The organism is Erythrobacter tepidarius, assembly GCF_002155695.1.
Lineage (GTDB): Bacteria > Pseudomonadota > Alphaproteobacteria > Sphingomonadales > Sphingomonadaceae > Erythrobacter > Erythrobacter tepidarius.
Genome location: NZ_MUYJ01000006.1, coordinates 197,244 through 211,628 on the forward strand (window position 1 = coordinate 197,244; position 14,385 = coordinate 211,628).

15 protein-coding genes are annotated in these 14,385 nt (G+C 64.2%); 8 read left to right on the forward strand and 7 right to left on the reverse strand.

Features of this window, described 5'->3' with window-relative positions:
- Positions 1–60 precede the first annotated feature (60 nt).
- Complete coding sequence (locus BZF61_RS07875; protein ID WP_086618274.1) at positions 61–1,236, forward strand: N-acetyltransferase; 1,176 nt, start codon at positions 61–63, stop codon at positions 1,234–1,236.
- 262 nt (positions 1,237–1,498) lie between these two features.
- A complete protein-coding gene (locus BZF61_RS07880) occupies positions 1,499–2,293 on the forward strand; it encodes a response regulator (RefSeq protein ID WP_086618326.1) in 795 nt (264 codons plus the stop codon).
- Positions 2,294–2,308: 15 nt separating this feature from the next.
- On the opposite strand, the gene BZF61_RS07885 is transcribed toward BZF61_RS07880, so the two are convergent.
- Positions 2,309–3,997, reverse strand: a complete 1,689-nt coding sequence (locus BZF61_RS07885) for a CHASE domain-containing protein (RefSeq protein WP_281251525.1) — start codon at positions 3,995–3,997, stop codon at positions 2,309–2,311.
- A 219-nt stretch (positions 3,998–4,216) separates the two neighbouring features.
- On the opposite strand from BZF61_RS07885, the gene BZF61_RS07890 reads away from it, so the two are divergent.
- Both BZF61_RS07890 and BZF61_RS07895 read left to right on the forward strand, forming a co-directional pair.
- A complete protein-coding gene (locus BZF61_RS07890) occupies positions 4,217–4,450 on the forward strand; it encodes a NepR family anti-sigma factor (protein ID WP_086618275.1) in 234 nt (77 codons plus the stop codon).
- Positions 4,447–5,070 carry a sigma-70 family RNA polymerase sigma factor gene (locus tag BZF61_RS07895; protein ID WP_086618277.1) on the forward strand — a complete coding sequence of 208 codons (624 nt, stop codon included), beginning with the start codon at positions 4,447–4,449 and terminating at the stop codon, positions 5,068–5,070. The genes BZF61_RS07890 and BZF61_RS07895 overlap by 4 nt, the downstream gene beginning before the upstream one ends.
- A gap of 59 nt (positions 5,071–5,129) precedes the next feature.
- On the opposite strand, the gene BZF61_RS07900 is transcribed toward BZF61_RS07895, so the two are convergent.
- Positions 5,130–5,738: a superoxide dismutase gene (locus tag BZF61_RS07900; RefSeq protein WP_086618278.1), complete on the reverse strand. Its 609-nt coding sequence runs from the start codon at positions 5,736–5,738 to the stop codon at positions 5,130–5,132.
- 69 nt (positions 5,739–5,807) lie between these two features.
- On the reverse strand, positions 5,808–7,103 hold the full coding sequence (locus BZF61_RS07905) for a dicarboxylate/amino acid:cation symporter (RefSeq protein WP_086618280.1): 1,296 nt from the start codon (positions 7,101–7,103) through the stop codon (positions 5,808–5,810).
- A 97-nt stretch (positions 7,104–7,200) separates the two neighbouring features.
- Here BZF61_RS07905 and glmM point away from each other — a divergent pair, with 97 nt between their 5' ends.
- The 3 genes from glmM to thiD are packed head-to-tail and all read left to right on the forward strand — an operon-like array spanning position 7,201 to position 9,657.
- On the forward strand, positions 7,201–8,538 hold the full coding sequence (glmM, locus tag BZF61_RS07910; protein ID WP_086618281.1) for a phosphoglucosamine mutase: 1,338 nt from the start codon (positions 7,201–7,203) through the stop codon (positions 8,536–8,538).
- An 11-nt stretch (positions 8,539–8,549) separates the two neighbouring features.
- The gene (locus tag BZF61_RS07915; RefSeq protein WP_086618283.1) at positions 8,550–8,774 is read left to right on the forward strand and encodes a DUF1272 domain-containing protein; all 225 of its coding nucleotides are present in this window, start codon (positions 8,550–8,552) and stop codon (positions 8,772–8,774) included.
- A 49-nt stretch (positions 8,775–8,823) separates the two neighbouring features.
- Positions 8,824–9,657, forward strand: a complete 834-nt coding sequence (thiD, locus tag BZF61_RS07920; protein ID WP_086618285.1) for a bifunctional hydroxymethylpyrimidine kinase/phosphomethylpyrimidine kinase — start codon at positions 8,824–8,826, stop codon at positions 9,655–9,657.
- Here the strand turns inward: thiD and BZF61_RS07925 are convergent.
- The 3 genes from BZF61_RS07925 to BZF61_RS07935 all read right to left on the reverse strand — a co-directional run bounded on the left by BZF61_RS07925 (position 9,654) and on the right by BZF61_RS07935 (position 12,534).
- Positions 9,654–10,529 carry an LOG family protein gene (locus tag BZF61_RS07925; RefSeq protein WP_086618287.1) on the reverse strand — a complete coding sequence of 292 codons (876 nt, stop codon included), beginning with the start codon at positions 10,527–10,529 and terminating at the stop codon, positions 9,654–9,656. The two genes, thiD and BZF61_RS07925, sit on opposite strands and share 4 nt — an antisense overlap.
- A gap of 770 nt (positions 10,530–11,299) precedes the next feature.
- A complete protein-coding gene (locus BZF61_RS07930; RefSeq protein WP_086617980.1) occupies positions 11,300–12,130 on the reverse strand; it encodes a Fic family protein in 831 nt (276 codons plus the stop codon).
- Positions 12,131–12,234: 104 nt separating this feature from the next.
- Positions 12,235–12,534 carry a DUF6471 domain-containing protein gene (locus BZF61_RS07935; RefSeq protein ID WP_086618288.1) on the reverse strand — a complete coding sequence of 100 codons (300 nt, stop codon included), beginning with the start codon at positions 12,532–12,534 and terminating at the stop codon, positions 12,235–12,237.
- Positions 12,535–12,696: 162 nt separating this feature from the next.
- Here BZF61_RS07935 and BZF61_RS07940 point away from each other — a divergent pair, with 162 nt between their 5' ends.
- Positions 12,697–13,776: an IS1595 family transposase gene (locus BZF61_RS07940; RefSeq protein WP_086617977.1), complete on the forward strand. Its 1,080-nt coding sequence runs from the start codon at positions 12,697–12,699 to the stop codon at positions 13,774–13,776.
- Here BZF61_RS07940 and BZF61_RS07945 read toward each other — a convergent pair.
- On the reverse strand, positions 13,754–14,266 hold the full coding sequence (locus tag BZF61_RS07945) for a hypothetical protein (protein ID WP_086617976.1): 513 nt from the start codon (positions 14,264–14,266) through the stop codon (positions 13,754–13,756). The two genes, BZF61_RS07940 and BZF61_RS07945, sit on opposite strands and share 23 nt — an antisense overlap.
- Positions 14,267–14,385: the final 119 nt, after the last annotated feature.

Here is a 14,385-nt window from a genome sequence, read left to right on the forward strand (position 1 = left end):
GTCAATGGCGCGGGCACGACACAGACGCCTTGACCTGAAGCAAATACGAAGGACCCCTGCGTGCCGGATGCCCTTACCCACCTTTCGGACATAAGCATTGAGCCTGTCATCGACAAGCGCGGGCGCGCGGCCTTCGTCGATTGCGGGCGGGCCTTTTCCGACCGGCTTGCGAATTTTGTCCCGCAGCTGCGCGGCGAGCAGCTCGAACTGGTCGATCCGGACAAGAACCCGTTTTTCGGCCACGCACGGGTGCAATTGTTCATCGCGCGCCGCGCGGGCAAGGCGGTGGGACGCATCGCGGCGCATATCGACGAACTGGCGCTGGCGATGCCGCCGGAGCAGGGCTTTGGCCCCGGCACCGGCTTCTTCGGCTATTTCGATGCCGAGGATGAAGATGTCGCCCGTGCGCTGCTGGCCGCCGCCGAAGGCTGGTTGGCGCAGCAGGGCATGACCCGCGTGCTCGGCCCGATCTCGCTGTCGATCTGGGAGGAGCCGGGCTTGCTGGTGCGCGGGCAGGATCATCCGCCGATGATCATGATGGGCCACCACCCGGCGCATTATGCCGGCTGGATCGAGGCGGGCGGATATGTCCGCGCCAAGACGCTCTACACCTATGATCTCGACATTTCGAAGCCCTTTCCGCCGCTGGTGCAGCGCATCGTCCAGTCGGGCCACAAGAACGCGCGGATCAAGGTGCGGCGGGTGGACAAAAGCCGCTGGGATGACGAGGTCGCGATCGTGCTCGGCATTCTCAACGATGCCTGGTCACACAACTGGGGCTTCGTGCCCTTCACCCCCGAAGAAGTCGCCTATGCCGGCAAGAAGCTGCGCCCGCTGATCTTCGAGGAGCTGAACATGATCGCCGAGGTGGACGGGCGGCCGGTGGCCTTCATGCTGACCTTCCCCGATGTCAACGACGCGCTGGCCAGGATCAAAGGCAAGCTGCTGCCTTTCGGCTGGATCACCATGCTGCGCTGGCTGCGCCATCCCAAGGGGGCGGGGATGCGGGTGCCGCTGATGGGGGTGCTCAAGCAGCTCCACAACACCCGCCTCGCCAGCCAGCTCGCCTTCATGATGATCGAGGCGATCCGCCAGCAGGCACACAGCAAGTTCGGCTCGACGCGCGGAGAGATCGGCTGGATTCTCGAGGACAATCAGGGCATGGTCGCCATTGCCGACACCATCCAGAGCAAGATCAACCGCGAGTATGCGATCTTCGAGAAGCGGTTGGGGTGAGCGAGAAAAAAGGCCTCCGTTGCATGGCAACGGAGGCCTTTCGGGATCGTATCACCAGCCGCTTGGACGGGAGGGGGGGTCTCGGCGGTGACGACAGCAAAATGCACGTCCCCGCCGCCGGTTCCCGCGACGCGAAACTTTTTTCAGTCACGGCCGAGAGGGGCCAAGCGCGGGCGCGACGGGGCGTCCCGGAACCGCTAACCTTGCGAATCGCTTGTGTCCCTGCAAGCCCAGCATGATGCCCACCCAGCGGAGCCGGACAATGAGCCTCGGAAACCAGATCGCCGCCAATCTGCCCTATCTCAGGCGCTATGCCCGCGCGCTGACGGGATCGCAGAGCACCGGCGATGCCTTCGTGCGCGCGACGCTGGAGGCGGCGGTGGCCGATGCCGGAGTGATGGAATCGCTCGGTGGCGGGCGCGTGCCGCTTTACCGCGCCTTCACCCGCGTCTGGTCGAGCGCGCAGCTGGCCGAGGTGCCCGTCGGGGCAGCGTCGGGCGAGCACGAAGCCGGCGCGCAGCGCCGGCTCGGCGCCATCACCCCGCCGGCGCGCCAAGCGCTGCTGCTGACCACGCTGGAAGATTTCACTCCGGCGCAGGCGGCCGAGATCATGGAGTTGACCACCGCCGAAATCGACGCGCTGGTCGCAGCTGCGGTGGCCGAGATCGAGGCGGAACAGAAAACCAGCGTGCTGGTGATCGAGGATGAACCGCTGATCGCGATGCAGCTCGAAGACCTCGTCGCCGGGCTTGGGCACAGGATCTGCGGCACCGCCGCCACCCGCAGCCAGGCGCGCGAAGTCGTGGCCGAGCGGATGCCGGGCCTCGTGCTGGCCGACATCCAGCTGGCCGATGGTTCATCGGGTCTGGATGCGGTGGACGACATTCTCGCGCTGGCCAGCGTGCCGGTGATCTTCATCACCGCCTATCCCGAACGCCTGCTGACGGGCGACCGGCCCGAGCCGACCTATCTGGTGACCAAGCCGTTTCAGGAAGCAACCGTGCGCGCCGCGATCAGCCAGGCGCTGTTTTTCCAGTCGAGCCGGCCGCTTTCCTGAGCGGCGGCGGGCCAATCACGGGTTCTGCCTGATCCGGAACTCCCCCGGTCGGCGGATCGGCACGCGCAGCCGGCACACCACGCCTTCGGGACGGAAATCGAGCACCACCGGCTGGCGCAGCTCGTGGGCGACGATCTTCTCGATCAGCTCGGTGCCGAACCCGCGCCGGCGCTCGGCGGCGACCGGCGGCCCGCCGGTCTCCCGCCATTCGACCTCGGCGAGATGTTCGCCCGCCATCTTCCAGCGGATCGTCACGCGCCCGCCGGGGGTGCTGAGCGCGCCATATTTGGCCGCATTGGTCGCCAGTTCATGCATCGCCAGGCCAAAGGAGAGCGCATCATTCGGCGCCAGTTCCAGCGGCGGGCCTTCGAGCAGGATAGCGTCGTCGAAGTCGATCCGGAAATGCTGCAATTCCGCCTCGATCACCGCGTGGATCGGGGTGGTGCCCCAGTCGGTCACTGTGAGCAGGTCATGCGTCGCCGACAGTGCGCGGATGCGCCCTTCGAGACTGTCGGCAAAGCTGTCCAGATCCTTCGTCCGTCGCCGCGTCAGGGAGAGGATTGAGAGCACATTGGCAAGCGTGTTCTTGACCCGGTGATTGAGTTCGCGGGTCAGCGAATTGCGGATCGAGTGCTGTTCCTCGAAGAAGGCGAGGCGCGCCTGGTCCTCGTAAGCCTGCTGGGTCAGCAGCCGCGCCAGCAGCATCAGCAGGCTCGCCAGCGCCAGGCCGAACAGCAGCGTCACCATCGACAGCGGGCTGAGCACCTCGCGATCGGCGGATTCGACCACCAGCAGCAGCTTGCGGTTGGCGATGGTCACCTGTTCCTCGACCTGCTTGTCCCCCGCATCCGCGATCGAACGGGTCACTAGCAGATGCCCGGTGCCGGCCTCGCCGTCATAAAGCCGCACGCCGAATTGATCGCTGCGGGTGGTGTCGATCGCCGAATCGAGAAACTCGCGGGCGCGGAAGGGGGCGTAAACGAAGCCGAGCAGCCGCCGGTCGTCCTCGCCGAAGGTGCGGAACACCGGCATGTAGATCGCGAAAGCCGGCAGATTGCCCGATTGCTCCTGCTCCAGCACGATCCGTCCCGATGCCGTCGGGCTGCGCGCCAATTCGGCCTCGGCCATGGCCGCAGCGCGGGCCGGGTCGGAATACATGTCATAGCCCAGCGCCCGGCGGTTGCGCGGGCTTTGGGGCGCGAACATCGTCACCGGCGCAATCCGCCCCGTGGTGGAGACGGGGCGCGGGTGGATTTCGGGAAAGCCGGGCTGGCTGGCGCGGGTGCGGGCCATGAAGGCGGGGAGATCGGCAGGCTCGATCACCGGCAGCCAGCCGATGCCCTCGGCCCCGGGATAGTCCATGTCGAGCCTGAGCGCGCGCACGAAGCTGTCGAAGGTTTGCGGGCTGACGTCCGCGCTGCTCGCGAACAGCGCCGCGCCCGAGCGCAGGTAGGAGGAAAAGCTGTTGCTGCTGCGGTCGAGCGCGGCGGCGACGCTGCGGGCATATTCGCGCATCTGCGCAAGCTCGCGTGCGCGGGCGTTGCTTTCGATCGCGAAGACGCTCAAGGCCGTAATCGCGGTGATGGCAAGGAAGATCGCCAGCGGAATCGCACGCGGATAGAGCACCAGCCAGCGCCGCGCGCGACTATCAGCCGCAGCGCTCAAGGCTTCGGCAGGCGCAATGGCGGCGGAGCGGTCGATCACGCTTGTCCTCACGCGAAGAGCAGGCCACCGGGCCTGCCGCAGAACACGACCTATGCCGCATCGTTCCCCAACAGTCCAAGCGCGTTTGCATGGGGCATTTGGCGAAACGGTGTGCTATGCTGCGCGCCGGCGCCACGCCAACCGCGCTGCCTGTCCCTCGCCGGGGTGTGGCGGCACGGCTTTGCCGGCGCTCCGGGATCAGGGATAACCGACAAGACCATGGCTTCAGATCGCAAACCCCCTTCAGCCGGCGGCAAGCAGGCGCAGCGTGTGCCGGCATGGGCGGATGGTCTCAAGCAGCTGTATGATTCGGTGGTCGAGGAAGACCTGCCCGACAGCTTCAAGACCCTGCTTGCCCGGCTCGACGAGCTTGATCCGCGTCGCCTCGGCGATGGCCTGGCTGGTGGTGGCAGGGCCTCGCCATCCCCGGACGACCGGGAAGCGCAGACGTGAGCGACAGCGATCCGCCCGAACCCCGCCGTTCGGCCGGCGAAAAGGCCGATTTCAAGCGCGAGCTGACCGCCGTCGTCCCGCACCTGCGCGCCTTTGCCCGCGGCCTGTGCGGCCGGCCCGACATGGCCGATGATCTGGTGCAGGAAACCCTGCTCAAGGCATGGGCCGCGCAGGACCGGTTCGAGCCGGGCACCTCGATGCGCGCCTGGACCTTCGTGATCCTGCGCAACGCCTATCTCACCGACATGCGCCGCAACCGCTTCCGCGGCGAATATGACGAAGGCGTGGCCGAACGCATCCTGACGGCACCGGCCGGCCAGGAGGAACCGATCCACCTCTCCGATCTCCACCGCGCGCTGATGACGCTCCCGCCCGAACGGCGCGAGGCGCTGCTGCTGGTGGGTGCGGGCGGATTCTCCTACGAGGAGGCCGCCGAAATCTGCGGCTGCGCGGTCGGCACGATCAAGAGCCGGGTGGGCCGCGCCCGCGCCGCGCTCACCGAAATGCTCGCCAATGGCAATGTTCCGCGCCGCTCGACCGACGACGAGGTCGCCCACCGCGCGATCCTCGAGGAGCTCGACGAGGTGGCCGCAGGCAACGGGGTCAGTTCGCGGGGGTAGAAGAAAAAGGCCCGGAGGATCGCCCCCCGGGCCTTGCTTTTTTCATCTGGCGGGAAAGCTCAGGCGTAGGTCCACACCGTCCCGCGCGCGAGGTTCTCGCTGGCGAAGGCCCAGTTGAGCTTGTTCTCGACCACCGCGTCGAGATAGGCGGGGCGCTTGTTCTGGTGATCGAGGTAATAGGCGTGCTCCCACACGTCGAGCACCAGCAGCGGGTTGAAGCTGCTGTCGGCGAGCGTGTCGGCATCGTGGGTTTCCTCGATCGAGAGCTTGCCGTCCTTTTCGGCCAGCCACACCCAGCCCGAGGCGAAGTGGCCCACCCCGCGATCCTTCAATTGCTGCTTGAGGTTGTCGAGCGAGCCGAAAGCCTCGTCGATCTTGGCGGCAAGTTCCGCCGAGGGCGCGGTGCTCTCGGGTGCCATCGAGTGCCAGTAGAAGGCGTGGTTCCAGGTCTGCGCCGCGTTGTTGAACAGGCCCTGATTGGTCCCGCGCGAGGCGGCGATGATCGCTTCGAGCGAAGCATCGGCGTGCGGCGTGCCTTCGATCGCGGCGTTCATCTTGTCGACATAGGTCTGGTGGTGCTTGCCGTGGTGGAACGACAGCGTCTCGGCCGAGATCGCCGGTTCGAGCGCGGTGTCGGCATAGGGCAGCGGGGAAAGTGCAAAAGCCATGGGTCGTCCTCCAAAGGGCAGGGTTGAAGCTCGGAGCGGTAACGCAGATGTGGGCGAAGGGTTGCCGCTTCAAGTCGTCCCGTTACCGTCCTGCGCGGCCCGGTCAACCGCGCTTGTGACAGCCACGTTCATCGTGACATTGCCGAGCGTGCGCATCAGATCGGGCAGCATCTCCACCGCCACCAGCAGCGCCAGCGGCTCAACCGGCACGCCCATGGCAAGCGCGATCGGGCCGATCGAGACGACGAAGCTGATCGAGCCGGGCAGGCTCACCGCGGAGAGGCTGATGACGCTGGCGATGAGGATGCCGGCAATGGCGATCGCCGGAGAGACCTCGATCCCCGCCAGCGCGGCGATGTAATAGACCACCGCGAGGTTCATCGCCGCGCTAGTGGCGCGGAAGACCACCACCGCCAGCGGCAGGACGAATTCCGCGGTCGAGGCGCGCAGCGACAGGCGGCTGGCCGAATCGAGCATCGCCGGCAGGCTCGCCAGCGAGCTTTGCGTGGACAGCGCCACTGCCTGCGCGGGCAGCACCGCCCTGGCGAAAGCGGGCAGTCCCCTGCGCCCCAGACCCGCGGCGATGGCATAGGCCAGCACCAAGATGAAGGTGCCCATCATCGTGACGGTGAGGACATAGTGCCCCAGCGCGGCAAAGGCCCCGCCCCCGCTCTGCACTCCGACACCATAGGCCAGCGCGAAGACGCCGATGGGCGCGATCGCCAGCACCCAGCCGATGATCAGCAGCATGACATTGCCGAGCGCGTGGAACAAGCCGAGCAGCCTTTCGCCCTGATCCGCGGGCAGGCGGGTGATCGCGACCGCAAACATCACGAAAAAGATTGTCAGCGGCAGCATCGCGGTCTCGGCGGCGGCAGCGATGATGTTGGGGGAGACCAGCGAGGCGAGGAAATCGAGCACCTTGGGCACCTCGCCCACGTCCGAGGGCGTCTGTGCGAGAAAGGCCTCGGCTCCGGCGGGCACCGGGAAGGCGCGCAGCAGCGGGGGCATGACGAAGGAGGTGAAGGCCCCGCCCGCCAGCTGCACGAACACCATCAGCGCGATCATCCGCCGCGCCACCGTGCCGACCCGCGCGGCCATGATCATCTGCACCAAGCCGAGCACCAGCAGCGCCGCGACCAGCGGGATGATCGTCATCTGCAGCGCGCGCAGCCACAGCCCGCCGATCAGCGCGGCGATCTCGCGCACCGCCTCCGGTGCGCCAGCCGCGGCTCCGGCGATCCCGGCCACCAGTCCGCCGACCAGCGCGGCAAAGGTCAGCGTCACCGGCAGGCGGATCGATACCAGCGCGAACTTGCCCTGCCCGCCTGCCTGCGCAGCACCGGCCTTTTCATTCTCCAGCAATATCGTGTCCTCAAAACGCGTCCTGCGCCCTTTCCTTCGGGCGATAACCGCGCCAGAAGCGCGAGACAATCTTGCCGCACCGGGGGATGGGGAATTCATGGCACGCAAGCTGTTCGGGACCGACGGGATCAGGGGCCGCACCAATGCCGGGGTGATGACCGCGGCAACGGCGATGAAGGTGGGGCAGGCGGCCGGACGCCACTTCGTGCGCGGTGGCCACCGCCACCGCGTGGTGATCGGCAAGGACACGCGCCTGTCGGGCTACATGATGGAAAGCGCGCTGGTGGCGGGGTTCACCAGCGTCGGGATCGACGTGATCATGACCGGGCCGCTGCCCACCCCCGCGATCGCCCTGCTCACCCGCGAGATGCGCGCCGATCTCGGCGTGATGATCTCGGCCAGCCACAACCCCTTCGCCGATAACGGCATCAAGCTGTTCGGGCCGGATGGCTTCAAACTCTCGGACGAGGCCGAGGCCGAGATCGAGCGGCTGATGGAAACCGACATTCCGCTCGTCCCGGCCGAGAAGATCGGCCGCGCACGCCGGATCGAGGACGCGCGCGGGCGCTATATCCACGCGGTCAAGCAGTCGGTCGCCGCCGAGCTGCGCTTCGATGGCCTCAAGGTGGTGGTCGATTGCGCGCACGGCGCGGCCTATCAGGTCGCCCCTTCCGCGATCTGGGAACTGGGGGCAGAGGTGGTCGCGATCGGCGTCAGCCCCAACGGCACCAACATCAACGACGGGGTCGGCTCGACCGCGATTGCCGCCCTGCAAGCCAAGGTGGTCGAGGAAGGCGCGGATATCGGCATTGCCCTCGACGGCGATGCCGACCGGCTGATCGTGGTCGACGAAAAGGGCCGCGCGGTCGATGGCGACCAGATCATGGCGCTGATCGCGGGGCGGATGCAGGAGCGCGGTTCGCTCAGGGGCGGCGGGATCGTCGCGACGGTGATGAGCAACCTCGGGCTCGAACGCTACCTCAATGGCATCGGCCTCGATCTGGTGCGCGCCAAGGTGGGCGATCGCTATGTGCTCGAGGCGATGAAGGCAGGGGGATACAATGTCGGCGGCGAGCAGTCGGGGCACATGATCCTGCTCGATTATGCCACCACCGGCGACGGCACGGTTGCGGCCTTGCGCGTGCTCGCCAGCCTCGTGCGCTCAGGCAAGCCGGCGAGCGAGCTGCTCCACGTCTTCGACCCCGTGCCGCAGCTGCTCAGGAACGTGCGCTACGATGGCGGCCAGCCGCTCGAAAGCGCCAGCGTCAAGGCCGCGATCGTGGCTGCCGAGGCCGAACTGGCCGGCAAAGGCCGGCTGGTGATCCGCGCCTCGGGCACCGAACCGGTGATCCGCGTCATGGCCGAGGGCGACGATCAGGCGCAGGTCGAACGGGTGGTCGACACCATCTGCGAAGCCGTGCGCGCGGCGGCCTAGGAGGGCACGCGATGCTGGAAATGCGCCCCGATTGCGAGGCCTGCGGCGCGGATCTGCCCGCCGAGGCGCCCGGTGCCTTCATCTGCTCGTTCGAATGCACCTTCTGCGCCCCATGCGCCGAAGCGCTCGATGATCGCTGCCCCAATTGCGGCGGCGAGCTGATGGATCGCCCGACCCGCGCCAAATCGCTCCACGCGCAATATCCGCCGAGCACCGAGCGCAGGTTCAGGGGCTGAAAGCGCGCGCTCCTTGCAAAAACCATCCCCGCAAGCCGGCGGGCTTGCTATGGCGCTGGCCATGACCACCCGCGCCCCGCCCCGCATCCTTGCCATCGCCGGTTCGGATTCGTCCGGCGGCGCCGGCATCCAGGCCGATCTCAAGACCATCGCCATGCTCGGCGGCTATGGCATGACCGCGATCACCGCGGTCACCGCGCAGAACACCGTCGGCGTGCAGGCGATCGCACCGATTGCGGGCGACATGGTGGCCGAGCAGATCGCCTCCTGCGTGGCGGACATCGGGGTCGATGCGGTGAAGATCGGGATGCTGCACGATGCCGACATCATCGGCCATGTCGCCCGTGCGCTGGTGGGCGTGAAGGCGCCTATCGTGCTCGATCCGGTGATGATCGCGACTTCGGGCGCGGCGCTGATCGATCCGGCGGCCATCGCGCTCTTGCGCGAGGCGCTCTTCCCGCGCGCGACGCTAATCACGCCCAATCTGCCCGAACTCGGCCATCTCGTCGGTCGCAGCCTCGAAACCAGCGCACAGATGGTCGAGGCGGCCGAAGAACTTTCGCGCATGACGGGGGCTGCCGTGCTGGCCAAGGGCGGGCACACCTCCGACGCGCGGATCATCGACGTGCTCTACCTGCCCGGATCGATGGCGGGTGAGGCACAGGCGCTGCATTTCGAGCACGCCCGGATCGACACGCCCCACACCCACGGCACCGGCTGTACGCTCTCGTCAGCGATCGCGACGCTGCTCGGCCATGGCCAGCGGCTCGAACACGCGGTCCGGCTGGCGCGCCACTTCGTCATTCGCGCGATCGAGGCCGCGCCCGGCTTCGGCGCGGGTAACGGCCCGCTCGGGCATCACGCGGTGCGCAGGCGCGATTAGCCTTCGGGCAGCTCGTAAAAATCGGCGATGCAGGCCCAGGCCTCCTCGGCGGTTTCGACCCAGGTGAACAGGTCGAGATCGCCCTTCGAGATCACGCCCTCTTCGGCCAGCGCCTCGAAATCGACCACCCGCGTCCAGAATTCCTTGCCGAACAGGATGATCGGGATCGGCTTCATCTTGCCGGTCTGGATCAGGGTGACGAGTTCGAAGAATTCGTCGAAAGTGCCAAAGCCCCCCGGGAACACCGCCACCGCGCGCGCGCGCAGCAGGAAGTGCATCTTGCGCAGCGCGAAGTAATGGAACTGGAAGGAGAGGTAAGGCGTGACATAGGGGTTGGGCGCCTGTTCGTGCGGCAACACGATGTTGAGCCCGATGGATTCGCTGCCCGCATCCGAGGCGCCGCGATTGCCCGCCTCCATGATCGACGGCCCGCCGCCGGTGGTGACGACGAATTGGCGCAGGCCATTTTCGATCAGCCCCTTTTCGCTGACCAGACGCGCCAGCCTGTAGGCCTCGTCATAATATTTGGCCTTTGCGGCGAGGCGCTGGGCGACCTTCTGATCATATTCGGTGCCGTTCTTCGCCGCCTCCAGCCGCGCCTCGGCCTGCGCCGGCGAGGGAATGCGCGCCGAGCCGTACATCACCAGCGTCGAGCCGACCCGCGCCTCGTCGAGCAGCATCTCGGTCTTGAGCAATTCGAGCTGGAAGCGCACCGGGCGCAGCTCGTCGCGCAGCAGGAAGTCGGTGTCACGGAAGGCGAGCTTGTAGGCGGGATGCGCGGTCTGCGGGGTACGTTCAGGGCCCGCCTCGGCGAAGCGGGTCTCCTCGCCCGCGCGGTAGAATCTGCGTTTCGTGAGTTCTTTATCAGCCATCGTCAGGCCTCTAGGCGCGCGCGCACAGGCCGACAAGCGGTTTGCATCAGGCACGCTGCCCTGCCCCTGACAACCGGGCCATTTCCGGCCAGACCTGCGACTCGTGCCGCGGCGCGCCCGATGCAGGTGCAGCTGGGTTTGACGGCGACGAGGCTGTTTTCGGGGCACTTGGGTAAGGGGGCGGCGATGCCCCGGAAGCGCGTGATGCAGTTGAAGAAGCGCGCGATGAGATTGCGCTGCCGGTAGCGCCAGCCCGAAAGGGCAAATCTTTGCCTGCGGTTGGCGCGCGACAGTCGGCCAGCAGCTTGGCGCCATCGGACAGGGCATCGGGCACGGCCCCGGCTTTCTCGCCGTCATGGATCTGGCCGCCGGCTAGGCACGGGGCGAGGGTGCGACCATCATCGTCACAAGGTCGAGAACATGTTCGGATAGGCAAGGGACTGGCGGCGCATCCACACCCGCTCCGACCCTCGCGCTCGCACCATCATGTCCGCCATCTGCATCGCTGCAAGCGTCATCTTCTGGCTGGCGCAACGGGTCCTGGCCCGGAGCAGCGGACGAGGCGGCTCACCGCGCGGCAGGGCTTATGCTAAAATTTGTTTTAATTTCAAGGATTTAGAGGGAAACTGGTTCCTCAGCGCCATGAGGCCGAATGGCTGCGGTATTATGACGCTGAGGAACTAACTCATCCATAAGTAACTGATTCTTCGATTAAATCAGATGAAGATAGTGCTGGGTTTTCTCTAGACGTCGTGAGCCTTTGGGAGGCATCAAATTCCTGGGCCGCGGTTCCTGTGGAGGAATGCGAGTTGCTCCGGTGTCAGTGCAGAGGACTGTTGCCTCTCTCTGCCCTCTTTGCCTTCTCGTAGAACCTCTATGTATTCCTGCATGTTCTTGATCAGCCTGAGATGCATGAACTCTTGGAAAGCCGGGGCTTGAGCATCGCCGTTGATCTGAGCCTCACGTATCGTTGAAAGGTATTCGCTCCGCTGCTCGGGGCCGATCGTGACGGGAACATAGCCTCCCCTTAGCAGAATCATATTCATAAGGAGACGTGCCGTGCGTCCGTTCCCATCATCAAATGGATGAATCGACACCAGCCGATGGTGGAAGCTAAACGCTTCAGCGGGAGTGTTCGACGAAGATGACAGTTCGCGCCCTAAATTCTCCATCAAAGTTGGGATCTTTAACGGATTGGGAAAGATTACATCCGATCCGTAGATCCGGCGCGCTGACTGGCTATACATTCCCGCAATTTCCTTGCGGCTGCTAGCCACGATGCGGCGGTGGAGCTCCAAGATGGTCTTTTCGCCGATTGGATTATCAGAGGATGCCACGCTTCGCATCCATACCAAGGCGTCATAATGATCCTTGGCTTCCAGATGCTCATCGAGCTTTTTGCCGCCGACTGTTATGCCATGTTGAATCAGCTCTGAAGTTTGATCAAGAGTAAGAGTATTACCTTCGATTGCGTTAGAAGTGTAAGTAAGCTCGATATCCTTCAAGAGTTGCTGATCGTCTGTCAGAAACTCTTTGCGGTCACCTTTGAGGGAGTTGAGCTCATCCTTCAGAAGAGCGATCTGATTTTGAAGTTTTTCCATCAAATGCTCCTACATTCAAATTTAGCGTGTTGAGCGATATATATATCATTATAGTGATTATTTTGCCATGGAGAATAGCAGCCCTATTGGAATGCAATGGAATTCTAGATGGAGGTCGGCGGCGCCTTCTTTGCCAAGGACTGCGCGCCGTGCTTGCCGGCACCGTCTTCAAGATTCTTGGGGAGATGGATCCACTCTGCCCCGAGCACGTGAAGGCATTGCATTAGGAACACAGCAGTGAACCTGCCCCGGCTGACCTTGTTGCGCAGGTTGAGCTCGTTGTCCTCGACGCCAATCGCCGACAGGCGCTCTGCCAGAGCGGCATAGGATACGCCTTTGCTCATCATGGCACCCCGCAGGGTGTTCTTTGACAGCTCTTCCCAGATCTTCTCGTCACTCGACACTCTGCGCACTCCAAGCTGACTCTCTGCCTCTTGTAGGAGAGCCGACCAGAATCGCAAAGGACGCCGTCACGCAAAACGATGGCGGGCATCATCAAATTTGGATATTTCCACTGGACAAATGATTAACATCATCATATGTGATGACGTAGAGCATCACATTTCATGGCGCAGCACTTTCTCCTTTCTCCACAGGCGCGATCGGTCAGTATCCTGTCCGTTGCCTCGATGTCGGAGAAGCGCGCCTACGCCAAGCTCAAGCGGATCATGTGGGATGCGAATGGCGGCAAGCCGATCTGCCCTCACTGCGGCGGCCTCGATCACTGGGAACTCGAAGATGACAGGAAGTGGCGCTGTAAGGGATGCCGCAAGTCCTTTTCGCTCACGAGCGAGACCATTTTCAAAGATCGCAAGCTCTCCTTCCGCAAGATCCTGGCGGCCTGCGTAATCTTCGCGAATGGTGTGATGGGCGTGTCAGCCTGTCGGCTCTCTCGCGAGCTGGACATCAGCTACAAATCCGCCTGGGTGCTTTTGCAGAAGGTCAGAGACGCTCTGGGTCAGAACGAGGAAACGGCTCAGCTTGCGGGTGTCGTAGAGATCGATGGCGCGGTGTTTGGCGGCAGCATGCCGAGGCTCCCGAACAGCAAGAAATTGTGGGAGGAGTTCAAGAGGAAAAACAAGGCGGCGGCCAAGAAGCGGCAGAAGCTCATCGTCGTCATGCGCGAGAGGGATGACCCGGAGACCGGCAAGACCGGCAAACTGCGCACGTTCCTGCTCCCGAAGGAGGGAGACGCAATCCCGATCGCTCGCGACATCCTCCTGCCAGATACGATCGTCCACGCTGATATGAGCCCTCAATGGGAGCCGCTTCAGCTGCTGTTCGAGACCAAGCGGATCAACCATTCGGAGCATTTCTCGCACGATGGTGCCTGCACCAACATGGCGGAGAGCTTCTTCGAGCGGATGCGCAGCGCTGAGCGCGGCGTCCACAAACATATCTCGGGAGCGCATTTGCACCGCTACGCGATGGAACTTGCCTGGAAGGAACAGAACCGGCGTGTCTCGAATGGCGAACAGGCTGCCATGATGATTAGCGCAGTCGGAAAGGCCCCACCTTCGAAGACGCTTGTTGGCTACTGGCAGGGACGCAAGGGCAAGCCTTCAGGCAATGGCAATTCGTCAGGACCAGCAAACGACCAGGATGACGATGCGATCGCATACCTCACTGGCCGGACGGCGGTGTAGGCCGGCCATCCTGAATGATGAACCAGGTTCGGCTGTATCGCTCACCATGGTGATCGACATACTCGCCCTTCTTGGTTTTCAGGCTTGCATCGACCGCGATCTTGACCTGATCGACCAGCATTCGATCCGAAGGATCAAGACCCTTTTCTGCAACCACCAGCTCCGAAATCTCCCTCGACCCCATCGGCCGAGCTTCTCGCCGCATGACGTCGAATGCCATGCGCGTCACTTCACCTGGCTTGAAAGGTAGCTTCATCGCGTTCCTGCGGCTCGGCCGGACCGATTCCGGCCGCCAGTGTGGAGCGATTTCCTTCATGATCACCTTGGTGCTCGCGAGAAGGGCTTCGACCGTCTCAAGCCGCTCGCGCTTATCGCCCAGCGCCTCATAGGCTGCCGTCACATCTGCGATGTGCTTTTCGAGATCCTTCTGCTCGCCAAGCCAGTCGGCGAACTTTCGCTGAAGGTTTTCTTTGAGATTTGTCAGACCCATAGCCCGAGCTTAGGCGCCTAGTGTTTCCCGGATCAATCGTCCGGCCTCAGGAAAACTCCACAGATCATAGGTTCTTGTGGAAACAGGCAGAGTTAGTTCCTCAGCGCCATAATACCGAA

Bases quoted from the DNA above. Each gene is read 5' to 3' on its own strand.
- glmM (WP_086618281.1), top strand. From the start codon at position 7,201: ATGGCACGCAAGCTGTTCGGGACCGACGGGATCAGGGGCCGCACCAAT.
- BZF61_RS07880 (WP_086618326.1), top strand. From the start codon at position 1,499: ATGAGCCTCGGAAACCAGATCGCCGCCAATCTGCCCTATCTCAGGCGC.
- thiD (WP_086618285.1), top strand. From the start codon at position 8,824: ATGGCGCTGGCCATGACCACCCGCGCCCCGCCCCGCATCCTTGCCATC.
- BZF61_RS07930 (WP_086617980.1), bottom strand. From the start codon at position 12,130: ATGGAAAAACTTCAAAATCAGATCGCTCTTCTGAAGGATGAGCTCAAC.
- BZF61_RS07915 (WP_086618283.1), top strand. From the start codon at position 8,550: ATGCTGGAAATGCGCCCCGATTGCGAGGCCTGCGGCGCGGATCTGCCC.
- BZF61_RS07945 (WP_086617976.1), bottom strand. From the start codon at position 14,266: ATGGGTCTGACAAATCTCAAAGAAAACCTTCAGCGAAAGTTCGCCGAC.
- BZF61_RS07940 (WP_086617977.1), top strand. From the start codon at position 12,697: ATGGCGCAGCACTTTCTCCTTTCTCCACAGGCGCGATCGGTCAGTATC.
- BZF61_RS07925 (WP_086618287.1), bottom strand. From the start codon at position 10,529: ATGGCTGATAAAGAACTCACGAAACGCAGATTCTACCGCGCGGGCGAG.
- BZF61_RS07900 (WP_086618278.1), bottom strand. From the start codon at position 5,738: ATGGCTTTTGCACTTTCCCCGCTGCCCTATGCCGACACCGCGCTCGAA.
- BZF61_RS07890 (WP_086618275.1), top strand. From the start codon at position 4,217: ATGGCTTCAGATCGCAAACCCCCTTCAGCCGGCGGCAAGCAGGCGCAG.